Origin of the sequence: Dyadobacter sp. 3J3 (assembly GCF_009801115.1) — a bacterium.
GTDB lineage: Bacteria > Bacteroidota > Bacteroidia > Cytophagales > Spirosomataceae > Dyadobacter.
In genome coordinates this window covers 625,725-639,906 of sequence record NZ_VTOL01000001.1, presented here as the reverse complement: position 1 = coordinate 639,906, position 14,182 = coordinate 625,725, and the positions used below count along the sequence as shown (strand labels likewise).

Annotated in this window: 12 protein-coding genes; 5 read left to right on the top strand and 7 right to left on the bottom strand. The window is 39.3% G+C overall.

The genetic code is table 11. The annotated features are described in order from the left end of the window. The first annotated feature begins 83 nt into the window (after nt 1-83). Complete coding sequence (locus FZF08_RS02805; RefSeq protein ID WP_159467080.1) at nt 84-494, top strand: histone H1/H5 family protein, HCT subfamily; 411 nt, start codon at nt 84-86, stop codon at nt 492-494. Nucleotides 495-648: 154 nt separating this feature from the next. Further along, nucleotides 649-2,346, top strand: coding sequence for a lamin tail domain-containing protein (locus FZF08_RS02800; protein ID WP_159467079.1), 1,698 nt, complete (start codon nt 649-651; stop codon nt 2,344-2,346). A gap of 9 nt (nt 2,347-2,355) precedes the next feature. Here the strand turns inward: FZF08_RS02800 and pgeF are convergent, their stop codons facing one another. Continuing rightward, nucleotides 2,356-3,129: a peptidoglycan editing factor PgeF gene (gene pgeF, locus FZF08_RS02795; protein WP_159467078.1), complete on the bottom strand. Its 774-nt coding sequence runs from the start codon at nt 3,127-3,129 to the stop codon at nt 2,356-2,358. 90 nt (nt 3,130-3,219) lie between these two features. Next, a complete protein-coding gene (locus FZF08_RS02790; RefSeq protein ID WP_159467077.1) occupies nt 3,220-3,735 on the bottom strand; it encodes a DinB family protein in 516 nt (171 codons plus the stop codon). A gap of 241 nt (nt 3,736-3,976) precedes the next feature. Here FZF08_RS02790 and FZF08_RS02785 point away from each other — a divergent pair, with 241 nt between their 5' ends. After that, entirely contained in the window at nt 3,977-5,203 is a 1,227-nt protein-coding gene (locus tag FZF08_RS02785; protein WP_159467076.1) for a metallophosphoesterase, read from the top strand. A 40-nt stretch (nt 5,204-5,243) separates the two neighbouring features. Here FZF08_RS02785 and FZF08_RS02780 read toward each other — a convergent pair whose 3' ends face one another. Then, on the bottom strand, nt 5,244-5,432 hold the full coding sequence (locus FZF08_RS02780) for a hypothetical protein (protein ID WP_159467075.1): 189 nt from the start codon (nt 5,430-5,432) through the stop codon (nt 5,244-5,246). A gap of 192 nt (nt 5,433-5,624) precedes the next feature. Between FZF08_RS02780 and FZF08_RS02775 the strand changes: the two genes are divergently transcribed. Beyond that, nucleotides 5,625-7,097, top strand: coding sequence for a gluconokinase (locus FZF08_RS02775; protein WP_159467074.1), 1,473 nt, complete (start codon nt 5,625-5,627; stop codon nt 7,095-7,097). Between the two features lie 163 nt (nt 7,098-7,260). Here FZF08_RS02775 and FZF08_RS02770 read toward each other — a convergent pair whose 3' ends face one another. The 4 genes from FZF08_RS02770 to FZF08_RS02755 all read right to left on the bottom strand — a co-directional run bounded on the left by FZF08_RS02770 (nt 7,261) and on the right by FZF08_RS02755 (nt 12,418). Further along, nucleotides 7,261-7,665, bottom strand: coding sequence for a cytochrome c (locus tag FZF08_RS02770; RefSeq protein WP_159467073.1), 405 nt, complete (start codon nt 7,663-7,665; stop codon nt 7,261-7,263). Between the two features lie 19 nt (nt 7,666-7,684). Continuing rightward, nucleotides 7,685-8,863 carry a PQQ-dependent sugar dehydrogenase gene (locus FZF08_RS02765; RefSeq protein WP_159467072.1) on the bottom strand — a complete coding sequence of 393 codons (1,179 nt, stop codon included), beginning with the start codon at nt 8,861-8,863 and terminating at the stop codon, nt 7,685-7,687. Between the two features lie 85 nt (nt 8,864-8,948). Then, on the bottom strand, nt 8,949-9,944 hold the full coding sequence (locus FZF08_RS02760) for an aldo/keto reductase (protein ID WP_159467071.1): 996 nt from the start codon (nt 9,942-9,944) through the stop codon (nt 8,949-8,951). A 185-nt stretch (nt 9,945-10,129) separates the two neighbouring features. Then, nucleotides 10,130-12,418, bottom strand: a complete 2,289-nt coding sequence (locus tag FZF08_RS02755; RefSeq protein WP_159467070.1) for a GH92 family glycosyl hydrolase — start codon at nt 12,416-12,418, stop codon at nt 10,130-10,132. A gap of 362 nt (nt 12,419-12,780) precedes the next feature. Between FZF08_RS02755 and hslU the strand changes: the two genes are divergently transcribed. Next, entirely contained in the window at nt 12,781-14,181 is a 1,401-nt protein-coding gene (gene hslU / locus FZF08_RS02750) for an ATP-dependent protease ATPase subunit HslU (RefSeq protein WP_159467069.1), read from the top strand. Nucleotide 14,182 lies beyond the last annotated feature (1 nt).

Here is a 14,182-nt window from a genome sequence, read left to right as displayed (position 1 = left end):
GTGATTTACTTAACAAGCGGCTGGGTGCAAGAATATTAGCCGGTCATACGCACGGTCTTATTATTAAAAATAATTCTTAAAATATGAAATCCGCAACAAAAAAACTTACTACCGAAATCGCAGAAACACTTGTTACGAAACTTGATACGGTAACTGCTGATTCGAAAAAAATAAAAAAGTCAATTGAAAAGGCAGCTGCTAAATTGGCTAAGAAAGTCTCGAAGTTCATGAAAGATGAAACTAAGAGAAAAGAGAAAGAAGCAAAGAATGCGGAGAAAAGAGCAAAAGCACCTAAAAAAGAAAAAGAGTCTAAAAAAGATAAAAAGAAACATGCGGAAAAAGTAGCTACTTTGGTTGCATCGGCTTCTTCTAAGCCTGTTGCAGTTCCGCCAGCCAAAACGCCAGCTCCAAAAGCAGCACCAGCAACAAAACCAGCAGCGGCTCCCGTTAAGGCTACTGCAACTGAACCAGTGAAAACAGAAGAAAGCAAATAATCAGCATTGCTTTAAAAATAAATAGATCTAATTCAACTCCTAAACGGGTTGAATTTTTTTGTTTAATGGCATTCCTAATTCAATGATATTGCAAGTGAAGTTACCATAACAATTTTATTCCGTATAGTTTATTTCTGGTTTAAATATATGGGAAATGTCTTTTGTAAATGTGAAAATTGCAGGGATTATTGTCGGGATAGTTTTTATTTGTAATTTCAGTTCTCTTGGCCAGGGGTATAACAGCCTTGTTGTATCCGAAATTATGGCTGATCCGATACCCGCTATTGGCCTGCCTGCTGCCGAATATGTTGAACTGTATAACAGAAGCGGACAAACAGTGTTCCTGAAAAACTGGAAATTAACGGTAGGTTCGCAATCTGTAATTTTTCCGGATTCTGTAATTATCTCAGGATCATATGTTTTGCTTTGTAATAAGACAAATGCTGGCAGTTTCAAGGGATTTGGTCAGGTAATTCCACTTTCGACTTTTTCTCTGCCGAATGATGGTGGTACAATTTCCCTATACCAACCGGGTAACACGCTTGTATTTTCAGTTACCTATGAAAACAACTGGTGGTCGTCCGATAAAAGTACCGGTGGATATGCGATTGAAATGATCGATGTGGATAATCCTTGTGGAGAACAAAATAACTGGCAGGTCTCGGAAGATATACGTGGTGGAACGCCTGCAAAAGAAAACAGCATTAAAAGAATTAACCTGGATTCTGGATCTCCTGTTATTCAACGTATTGATATAACGTCTCCGACCGAACTGAGGATTATTGCAGACGAAAAACTGGATAGTATGGGGGCAGTCTCAGGCACTTTTATTGAATTGTCGGGGCGGAAAACTGTAAAGAGAAAACTTGAATCACCGCAGTTTCACAATTTGGTCGTGACCCTTGATTTTCCACTTTTGGCAGGCGAAACATACCATTTATCAATCAGGAATCTTTCCGATTGCGTTGGAAATATTTTACGTCAATCTGATTTTACAATTGGATTGCCTTCCAAACCAGATTCAGGTGATGTCGTCTTAAATGAAATTTTATTCGACCCACGGAAAGGAGGCGTTGATTTTGTTGAAATTTATAACCGTTCTCAAAAATACATTGATCTTAAAAACTGGTCTTTGGGAAATGCGAAAGACGGTGAGCCTGATATTTTCAGGATCATTACGACCGAAAATTATATTTTATCACCTTTCGGATATCTGGCATTAACAACAAATCCCGAAATTATTAAAGAGCAATATCCTGCTAATACATCGGGAAATTTTCTTAAAATGAGTTTACTGCCAGCCTATTCCAACGACGATGGTGGGGTTATTCTTAAAAATCGGGATGGAGAAATTTATGACGGTTTTGATTATAAGGAATCAATGCATGACCCTTCAATCACTGACAGAGAAGGCGTTTCACTGGAAAAATCAGATACCGGACTTTCTTCTAAAATGACTTCAAACTGGCATTCAGCTGGTGCCGTCTCAGGAAATGCTACGCCGGGATATACTAATTCGCAAGTAAAAACGAATATAGAAAAAGATTTTTTTGAAGTAGAACCTGAAGCTTTCATTCCGGATCATATGGACGGAAGTTTGGTAAAAATAAAATATAAATTGTCTCAATCAGGTAAATTAGCAACGTTTAAGATCTACGATATCAACGGCAGGCTGATTAAAAATATTCTCAGAAATCAGCTTTTAGGAACAAATGGAGAAGTTTTCTGGGATGGAAGAAATGAAAATGGCGAAATTGTCCAAACGGGATATTATCTGATCCTGATTGATATTTTTGATTCGACCGGAGAAAAAGCGCAGTTTAAAAGAAAAGTGGTTGTGGTGAAAGATTAATTGGTATTGTTATTCGGTTAACCCAATTGTTACCAACATTCTTCCTGTAAGTCCGTTTTCGTAACGGTAAGAAAAATAGTCTTCATTGTTTAGCACTGTTGAAAACGGAGAAACTTCGACGTTTTCCGGTTTTATACCAAAAGAGATTAATTGTTCTCTATTCGCTGATTTTAGATCAACAAAGAATTTATTTTTTTGATCATCCCAACGTTTGAATGCTGAACCAAAGTTGTCTGCAACATCTTCGCCAACTTCAAAAGAACATTCATCAATACAGGTTCCAACATAAGCCAGACAATCTTCCGGAATTGTCCCGTATTCTTTTTGCATAGCCAACCCCGTTTTCAAAACAATTTGCTGAACAGTTCCCCGCCATCCGGCGTGAATGGCGGCAACTACCTTTTTTACCGGATCAAAAATCAATATCGGCGTGCAATCGGCGATGGTAACCGCCAGGTGAATATTTGGAACATGAGTGATCATCGCATCGAAACCTTCATAACGTCCGGGTACGGTAACAACAAGAATTTCAGCGCCGTGTACCTGATGCGATTTGGCGACTTTTTCAAAGTCGATATTTAGCGATGTAAAAAATCTATTATTGTTTTCCAAAACATTTTCTGGACTATCCGTTGTAGATCCGCCAAGATTTAGTGAATTAAATGGAACCGGACTGACGCCTCCATGGCGGGTACTTTCAGCGGTGACAAGATTAGTAAAGGCTGTAAAAATTTCCGGAATGCGGTATAATGGCTTTTTATTGGAACTCGGCTGATCTTTCACAAAAAATATTTTTAATTCTGAAAGCTCAAAAATAATACAACTCCGCCATGAACAAATATGACGGAGTTGTATTTTTTAAGTTTTAATTAATTAAAACAACATTTCCTGCGGAGGTTTAACACCTTTCAAACGGATATAAACGGTTGTTTGTCCGCGGTGATGAGTCTGATGCTCGAAGTCTTTTTCAAAAGCAGTTTTTACTTTAAGATCTTTTCCAAAAACCTTCACATCTTTTTCAAGATCCGCATCTTTCAAATCTTTCAAGGCATTGATAACAAAATCGTAGCTTTCAAGCGTAGTTTTGGTTACAGCGGCTTTGGATTGATCTGCTGCTTTTTCCAATGATTCTTTCATTGGGCTAGCTTTGCCTGTTGCAGCAGAAACAAAAGCGTAATTGACATCCGCGAGATGATCCATTTGCTGTGCAAAAGAGCGCATTTCTGGAGTTGGTTTGAAAGCGTACCCATCTTCCGGCATCGTATCCAAATACTCTTTTGTATACGTTTTTGCTCTTTCAAATTCTGCAATCATTTTGGAAGTCGCGGTTTGTGCAAACAAGGTCTGGGCTGTAAAAAGCAGCATGGCAGAAAGTAATAATTTTTTCATCTTTAATGGTCTTTGTTAGTTGTAAATACTCCATGAATATACGTTATAGTTTATATGTATTCAAAAAATGAACAGTATTTTTCTTTACTTAATTTATTCAAGTTATTTGTAATGAAGTTATTAGAGGGTTTTGGGTATATATCCTGAGTATTTTTGAAGGTAAAAATTCGTACTATTCTATTTAATTTAAAACCTGGCCTGGATTTTTTAACTATCTTTTGTTTTAGAAATTAATCATTGCATGGAGGAAAAATCAGAAGAAAGAACTAAAAAATTTCTGGCGCTCGGGCACAGTGAAGCTGAAAATCACGCCAAAACGCAGCAAGAGCTTTACGAAAAACATGTAAAGGAAACTTCATCCGTTACCAACGTCATTTCTGAATTTTTCAAAACAAATTTATTTGGTTTTGCCTGGCATTATTTGAAAAGTCGATTTGGTCCCAGGCATCCTTATCAGGCTTATCCTAGAAATGGAGATACTGGTATTTATAGGTTGCAATCTTCTATTCCAAGCCGTGAACAAATCAGCATAGCATTACTTTCTGACTGGGCAAGTGATACAGCAGAATCTGATAAAGTAGCACATCTTGTCTCACGTTATGCACCGGATTACACAATTCACATGGGTGATATTTACTTTGTTGGTACGCCTAAGGAAGTGGAAGAAAATTTTACGGCACCTTATGCTTCCTGGTATTATGGCGCTTCGGGAAGTCTGGCGTTATCAGGAAATCATGAGATGTATTCCAATGGAAATGCCTTTTTTCAGCATTTGCTACCTGCAATGTATGCGCAGGTAGGAGAGGTTAGGAAAACACAGCAGGCAGGTTTTTTCTGTCTGGAAAATGATTACTGGCGTGTGATCGGCATTGATACCGGTTATACATCTGTAAGTCGTCCTTTGCTTGAAATTGTTTCACCGCCTGATTGTCACTTAAAAAAAGAGCAAGTGGAATGGCTTCGTGACATTGTTAAACTGGGTGATGCAGGTGATAAAAGAGGTATAATAATTTTAAGCCACCATCCCTATATTTCGGCATTCAGGGAGGAATATACCAGGCCGGGGGCTCAGCTTAGGGAATTAATGGGAGAATTTGAAAGGCCGGTTATCTGGTTTTGGGGACATGACCACAGGCTTGTTATTTACAACAAAGATGTAAATGGAAAAGGTCCTGTTGCTTTCGGCCGTTGTCTTGGTCATGGAGGATTACCTGTGGAAATAAAAATGCCTGATAATGAAACGGATATTGAAAAAATACATTTGTACGATCGCCGCGTCAGACTCGAATTAGGTCGATTTAAGCTTGGTTATAATGGATTTGTCAAACTAAGCCTGGATAAAGACAAGGCTATTGCAGAATACATTGACCTGGAAGATACTTGCGTTTTTGAAGAAGAATGGACAATAAAAAACGGCCAGCTCGATTGGAAGATTGTAAAATCTCTGCCCGAATTGGCCGTTCGATAAATATATTATCTGATTATTTCCTGTCAGGAAATAAGAAATGTCAGTGATCGTCTGCGGAGTGATCCGTGTAAAATGCAGCAAATGTTATCACAAGACCAATAAGTCCAAATATAAAAGTAAAAAGATCCCCAAATACTGCGAGAATGATTACTAACAATAAAAATATTACGATAGAAGCACCAAGTGAGGCTCCTTCTGGTTTGCTATGTACGTGTACGTCGTCAGCCATGGTTCAATAAAAATTTTGACAGTATTGATTTACTACTGCGAAAATAATAAAAATTAGTGAATCCTTTTACCAGAAAAGTCAGATAACGCGGATTTTTCCGGATTTTAAATTATTCGTTACTAATTCAAAGGACAACGCGGCAGAATATAATACATTTGTCAGGTTATAAAATTCAATTTACGCTTCATTAAAATGTCATTTATAATTGGTGTTGATATAGGTACAACAAACGTCAAAACCACTGCTTTTGACACAAAAACGGCGGCAATTCTGGCTTCGCATAGCGAGGGTTATGAAATGCTTCATCCACAACCCGAATGGAGTGAACAAAATCCGGATGATATTTTTAAAGCTGTTTGCCATTCTATCGAGGTTGTCAGTGAAACGTGTAAACCTCAGGGTGAAACGTTGGGTGTTTGCTTCAGTACAGCCATGCATAGTATTATGGCGTTGGATAAGAATGGTAAACAACTAACAAATCTCATCATTTGGGCTGATAACAGAAGTGCCGAAATCGCTGAGAAACTGAGGGTATCGAAGGCAGGGAAAAAGATGTATCAAAACAATGGTACGCCAATCCATGCCATGACGCCGCTTTGTAAATTGATTTGGTTGAAAGAAAATGAGAAAGGCATTTTCAAGAATGCAAAAAGATTTATAGGAATCAAAGAATATATTATTTACCGTCTTACGGGCAACTTCGTTATTGATTATTCCATTGCTTCAGCAACCGGATTGTTCAATATAAAAGATAAAAAATGGGACGACTGGACGCTGAAACAAATCGGACTGGACGAAAGTTATTTGTCTGAAGCAGTTTCTCCGTATCATATCGAAAAGTTGCCGGATAATAATGGGTTCAAATTGTCGGCCGGAATTCCTCTAATTATGGGAGCAAGCGATGGCTGTCTTGCAAATCTTGGAAGCGGGGCGATTCTTTCCGGCACCATGGCGATCACGATAGGTACGAGCGGAGCTGCTCGGATTTGTTCGGATGTTCCTTATCTGGATACCCACATGCGGACTTTTTGTTATATTCTGGATGAGAATACTTACGTTGTTGGCGGTCCGTCCAATAATGGAGCCGTTGTTTTTCAATGGCTAAAAGACACTTTTTTTACTGAAAGTGATTTTAACCAGGTTTTTGATGAAGCTGCAAAAATCAAAGCAGGTTCGGACGGACTTTTATTTTACCCTTATCTTTTGGGTGAAAGGGCTCCTATATGGAATTCCGCTGTAAGAGGAGGATTCTTGGGTCTGGATATTCAGCATACAAAACCTCATTTTGCACGGGCTGTGATGGAAGGAATTTTGTTGAATCTGTACAGTATTGGTAAAATTTTGCTTGAAACAGAAAAGGTTAAGACGATTTATGCCAACGGCGGATTTGCACATAGTCCGTTATGGGTGCAAATGCTGGCTGATGTTTTCGGGATTGAAGTAGCTTTAAATGATACTGTCGATACAGGAACCGTAGGGGCAGCCATGATGGGATTGAAGGCTTTGGGGGTAGTAGAAAAACTGTCAGATTTGGATTATTTTACTCCTGTCAGCACGATATTTAAAGTTGACAAAGCGGTGCATAAGGAATATGATTCCGTTTATGAAAAATTTGGAAAATCTTCCATAGGCGTACTGGCGAATGCAGGAATAGAAAATAATTGATACAGTGGTTTAAATAAGAGAATGTCTTGAAAGTATGAAAATGGTTTATTTGCAGCAACATTTGTATTCTCAGAGAGCTGACTTTTGAAGAAAATTTTTATTATTTAAAACCAAAAAATCCCGGACATTGGCCCGGGATTTTTTGGTTTTAAATGTAGGAGAATTATTTTTTAACCGCTTCCACCATCTTATCCGTAACAATTTTCTTCTCAGAAGAATTACCCCAGGAATTCAGGATATAATTCATCACATCAGCGATTTCCTCATTGTCCAGCCCAGGCGAGGGCATTTGGTTATCAAATTCCAGATTGTTCACCAGGATTTTTCCCTGTAATCCAAATTTTATCGCATGTATCGCTTTTTCAGGTGTTTGCGTAAGGTAATCTGCTTTTACCAGGGGGGGGAATGTTTGAGGTACACCTTCACCACCACCCATATGGCAACTCATACAGTTTTCAGCGTAAATGCCTTTTCCTCTTGCGATGCTTTTTTCAAGGTCATCGTCCTGTTTAGGGAAAACTGCTGAGCAGAAAATGATTCCTGAAAAAAGTACTATTAATGATTTCATGTGAATAATATTCTTAATTTTAAACCTTTGGGCTAATACGGACGATCTTCCCCGAAGTTTCAAGTACTACATAAATATTTCCGTCCGGTCCCTGACGAACATCACGTACGCGACCTAATTTTTCAAAGATAATTTCTCTGCTCAAAACCTTGTTGCCTTTTACTTTAAGGTGTTGCAGGTAAGCAAATTTTAAAGAACCAACAAGTAAATCGCCATTCCAGTCTTTGAATTTCGGACTTGTTACAAAAGTAATTCCACAAGGAGCGATCGATGGTTTCCAGTAAATAACCGGTTGTTCCAACCCAGCCCGGGCAGTGTCCTTCGAAATAATACTGTTGTCATAATCAATACCAAAAGTGATTAATGGCCAGCCGTAGTTTTTCCCTTTTTCAATAATATTCAATTCATCTCCACCTTGTGGGCCGTGCTCATGTTCCCAGATTACATTTGTCGTAGGGTGGATCGTCATGCCTTGTGGATTGCGATGGCCGTACGTCCAGATTTCAGGTCTTGCACCTTCTGTTTTTACAAATGGGTTGTCGGTTGGAATCTTACCATCCTCATGCAAACGGACCACCTTGCCCTGATCTTTGCTCAGATTTTGGGAGTTCTCTTTTTGTCCGCGTTCGCCAAGAGAAAGAAAAACATATCCTTTTTTGTCAAAAACAATACGTCCGCCGAAGTGAACATTTGCTTTCACATTTGGGATCGCTTTGAACAATTGCTGAATTTCAACCAATGCATGGTCTTTCAGTTTTGCACGCATCAAACCTGTATTTGCTCCGCCATCATCACCTTCTTCACCTTCTTTTTTTGGAGAAGAATAGCTGATATAAATCCAGCCATTTTTTGCATAATCCGGGTGTAGGGCCACATCCAGCAATCCGCCTTGTCCTTTGTAATAAACTTCCGGGATGCCAGAAATAGGTGTTGGATCCAGGACACCATTTTTTACCAGACGTAATTTTCCAACACGTTCTGTTACCAGTAGATCTCCGTTAGGTAAAAAAGCGGTTGCCCAGGGCATTTCCAGACCTGTCGCAACGGTATCAACTTTCAAATCGGATTCTGCCATTCCCGATTTTTTCTTTTCCGGTAATGCAAAGTTACTGCTCATTAAACCAGCAGAAGCAAGTAACAACATGCTGCCCAGGAAGAGAGGTACATTGTTTTTTAATGACAAAAAATTATTTTTCATGAGTTCGTGGTGAATGAAGACTATTTGGAATGGATAATGATCAAAGATAAGAATATCAAATCGGGTTTTGCCAGAACCATTTCTATTATTTAACCAGTTCAAGGGCATCCATCTCTGTTGAAATGAATTTAAGCTCTTCGTTCGTTAATTCAATATCCATTGATTTAGCATTCTGAATTGCTTGTTCTGCATCACGTGCACCTACTAAGGCGATTGTAATTCCAGGCTGTTCTACCGTCCATCGAATGACAAGCTGTCCTAATGTCGCCTGTTTGTCGTCTGCCAGCGGTTTAATTTTATCAAGAAATGCGTTGACACGTTTCAGGTTTTCATCTTTGAAAAAATAAATTTCAGTGCGGTGATCATCAGCTCCGAATTTATACCCCGGCTTCATTTTACCTGTTAATAATCCACGTTCCAACGGGCTGTAGGCCAGTATGGATTTATTATGTTCAAGGCAGTAAGGAACAACTTCTTTCTCAATACCGCGTTTCACCAGGCTGTAAGGAACCTGATCAGAAACCAGATTGATATGTTTAGAGGCTTCACGCATCAGGTTTGCATCATAATTACAAACACCTGCATGAAGTACTTTTCCTTGTTTGATCAGCATGGAAATTGCCTCCATAGTTTCCTCAACCGGTGTTGTTTTGTCATGCCAGTGAATTTGATAGAGGTCAATGTAGTCAGTTCCGAGGCGTTTGAGGCTATCTTCACATTCTTTGATAATGCTATCTTTTGCAGCATATTTATAAATTTCAATATCCTTTCCATTATTGTCTTTGCTGTGCATTGCAAAATCACCTTTTGTCAAATCCCATCGCATGCCGTATTTGGTCAGAATCTGTATTTTTTCTCTTGGCAGATCTTTAATTGCTTCACCAACAATTTCCTCACTTAGTCCCTGGCCATACACAGGCGCAGTATCAATGGAAGTGACACCCGCATCGTATGATTTTTGAATCGCGTTAACCGATACGCTGCGTTCTGTTCCGCCCCACATCCAGCCGCCGGCTGCCCAGGCGCCAAAAGTTACTACTGAGACTTCCAGATCTGAATTTCCGAGTTTTCTGTATTTCATAATTTTATTAGCTTTTAATCATCTCCGATCAGTTTCCGGCTTAGCGTTAAGGCTTAAACTATATGCTGTCTTCTAAACATTGCTTTAAATTACAATTCCACTTTCAGGGTTATTAAACCTTAAAAGTGGAATTGTATTGTAAATATATGAATTGAAAAAGCGTGGTTAATGAAAAACGACGCTCATTATTTTGTTAGTGAAAAGGGTACAGTCTCCGGCTTAATTCCCCAGGCTTTTGAAGGAGTACTGGTCATATTAAATTGAAGTTTTCCTCCATTTTGAATATCCTTGTGTTCAAGGTATGTATTGGCGTAAGGTTTTCCGTTCATGGTTGCACCGTCCACATACATATTAGCATCACTTGTTTTTGGCGCTTCGATCGTGAATTTTTTTCCATCTTCAAGTGTGATTGTTGCTTTTTTGAAAAGCGGTGAACCGATCACATACTGCGTTGTCCCTGGCGTAACAGGATAAAATCCTAGCGATGAGAATACATACCAAGCCGAAGTTTGTCCGTTATCTTCATCTCCGCAATATCCGTCAGGTGTTGCCTGATACAATTTTTTCATAACCTGACGCAGCCAGAATTGTGTTTTTGAAGGCGCACCTGCATAGTTGTACAAATAAATCATATGCTGGATCGGCTGATTTCCGTGTGCATAATTTCCCATGTTCATGATCTGCATTTCACGGATTTCGTGGATCGGGAAACCATAATAGCTGTCGTCAAAAATCGGAGGCATTGTAAATACAGAATCAAGTTTCTGAACAAAAGCTTCACGTCCGCCCATTAAACCTACCAAACCTTTTACATCCTGAAATACCGACCAGGTATAGTGAATGCTGTTTCCTTCTGTAAATGCATCTCCCCATTTGAACGGATTGAAAGGCGTCTGGAATTTACCATCCTGATTTTTACCACGCATCCATTTTGTGGAAGGATCGAAAATATTACGGTAATTCTGACTTCTTTTCAGATAGAGATCAATATCCTTTTGTGGTTTTTTCAATTCTTTTGCCAATTGTGAAATACAAAAATCAGCGTAAGAATATTCCAAAGTTCGGGCCGCGTTTTCATTGATTTTTACATCATAAGGAACATAACCCAGTTCGTTATAATATTCATGTCCAAAACGTCCAACCGAACTTACCGGGCCAGCATTTTCTGTATTTTTAAGGATCGCAGAATATAATTTTTCAATATCATAACCACGGATACCTTTTATATATGAATCGGCAATAAGAGAAGCTGAGTTTGAACCGATCATACAATCGCGGTGACCAGGACTTGCCCATTCCGGCAAAAATCCGCTTTCATCATAAGCATTGGCCAAACCTTCCATGATGTGCGCATTCATGGTCGGGTACATCAGCGTGAAAAATGGGAAAACAGCGCGGAATGTATCCCAGAAACCATTATCCGTAAACATATATCCCGGACGCACTTCACCATTATAAGGACTGTAATGAACTACTTTTCCTGCTCCGTCAAATTCGTAAAACTTTCTTGGGAAAAGCAAAACTCTGTAAAGACAAGAATAAAAAGTACGAATCTGGTCAATGTTGTCACCTTCAACTTTAATACGTGATAGCTCAGTATTCCAGATATTACGTCCTTTTTCCTGTGTTTGGTCAAAAGTATCTTTACCAAGTTCAGTTGTTAAATTTCTCTCAGCTTGCTCGTAACTAATAAATGACGAAGCAACTTTCAAACCGATTTTTTCACCTGTTTTTGTTTCAAAACGAACCACAGCACCTACGTGATTTGCTTTGATTTCGAGTGTATCTTTTGTGATTTTAAATTTGCTCCATGCGGATGAAAATTTAAAATCTTTATCAAAAATCAATACAAAATAGTTTTTGAAATTGGCAGGGACACCACCGCTGTTTTTCGTGGTATAGCCAATAATCTTGCGCTCCGAAGGAATCACTTTAACATAAGATCCTCTGTCAAAAGCATCCAGCAAAACATAAGAACTATCTGATTTTGGGAAAGTAAAACGGAACTGCGCTGCGCGTTCGGTCGGCGCGATCTCAGTCGTTACATCATAATCAGCCAGGTAAACTTTGTAATAATTTGGCTTGGCCACTTCCGCCTTATGTGAAAACCAGCTAGCGCGTTCGTTTTCGTCAATTTTCAACGCTCCGGTAATGGGCATAATCGAAAACTGGCCATAATCGTTGATCCACGGACTTGGCTGATGTGTTTGTTTAAAACCGCGGATTTTTTCGGCATCATACATGTAGCTCCATCCATCACCCATTTTGCTGGTTTGCGGCATCCAGAAATTCATACCCCAGGGCATAGCAATGGCTGGATACGTGTTTCCGGACGACAAACTGAATTTTGACTGGGTTCCCATCAGTGGATTTACCAGATCAACAAGATTGGTATTTGCAGGAACAGTCTGGGAAAAAGCGAGTAAAGGTGTTAACAGGGTAAAAAAAGCGATACAGGAGATAATTTTCTTCATGTTAAGGGAAATCCTTTTGAGTTTATGGTAGCAGTAATACAAAGATAATGATCAGGCGCTAAATCCTTTTAGTTTTCCTAATAGATTGAATAGACAGGATTAATTTAATCAGGGTCGCCGTTTTCGGATGGCAATTTACTAAAAAGATTTACGTGGAAAGAACGTCAGGAATTATTTACCTGTGGTATCATTTTTTTAAACTCATATCAACGAAGGAATATATTTGCAGAGAGAATTTTACAGGCCCGCTCAAAAACGTTTAGGCCACGCAGTATCCGGCCTTTTTTTAAAAGAAATCGGTTTTCTCTTCGTTAAAGCAAAGATTTAAGCTTATCTAGTAAAAGTATTTTATAAATCCCACTATGACTGAACACTTGAACCGCCTTACGCCACGACAAATTGTCTTTGAACTGGATCAGTATATAATCGGACAAAATGACGCAAAACGCAATGTCGCTATCGCATTGCGTAACAGATGGAGGCGAATGAATAGTCCTGAGGATATTCAAAAAGAAATAATACCAAATAATATCCTGATGATAGGAGCCACGGGTGTTGGTAAAACTGAAATCGCACGTCGTCTGGCAAAAATAGCGGACGCACCTTTTGTAAAAGTGGAGGCGTCCAAGTTTACAGAAGTAGGATATGTGGGTCGTGACGTTGAAAGTATGGTTCGCGATCTTGTTGAGCAGGCTGTTGGAATGGTGAGAACTCAGAAGAAAGAAGAAGTAAAAATTAAGGCTGAACAGGCTGTTGAAGATATTATTCTGGATGCGCTGATTCCTCCGATTCATGGAAATAATGTTGTAAAACCACGACCTGAAAATACAGAATCAAATGGTGTAATTCCGGAAGATGATAATGAGTTGAACCAGCGCACCCGTGAACGTTTTCGTGAAAAGATCCGAAACGGAGAACTTGACGAACGTAAAATAGAAATTGAAATCCAGCAAAATCAATCGCCAAGTGTTGGTATGATCGGTGGAGCAATGGACGATGTTTCGATGATGAATATTCAGGAAATGATCGGCAATATGGTGCCGCGCCGTGGTAAAAAACGTAAGGTTACCGTTGGCGAAGCCAAAAAACTTCTTTTGGATGAGGAAGCTGGAAAACTAATTGACATGGACGAAGTGAAACTGGAAGCCATTCAAAAAGCAGAAAATCTGGGAATCATTTTTATTGATGAAATTGATAAAGTTGCTTCAAGCCGCTCTGGTGGTGGAAGCGGGCCAGATGTTAGCCGTGAAGGGGTACAACGGGATCTTTTGCCAATTGTAGAAGGAAGCGCGGTTAATACCAAACATGGTGTGATTAATACAGATCATATTCTTTTCATCGCAGCCGGAGCTTTTCATGTTGCGAAGCCATCCGATCTTATTCCTGAGCTTCAGGGCCGTTTTCCAATTCGTGTGGAATTAAACAGTTTGACGGAAAGTGATTTCTACCAAATCTTGAAAACGCCGAAAAACGCTTTGACAAAACAATATGAAGCGATGATGGAAGCGGAAGGTGTGGATCTGCAATTTGAAGATGGTGCACTTCGGGAAATGGCACGGATTGCTTTTGAAGTAAACAGTGAAGTTGAAAATATCGGAGCACGTCGCTTGCAAACGGTAATGAGTTTGCTTCTGAATGATTTTATGTTTGATATTCCTGATGTGATCGGGCCAGATTCTTCGATCATTGTTACCGCAGAAATGGTGAGCGAAAAATTATCTCACATGGTAAAAAACAGAGATTTGAGCCAGTTTATTTTATAAA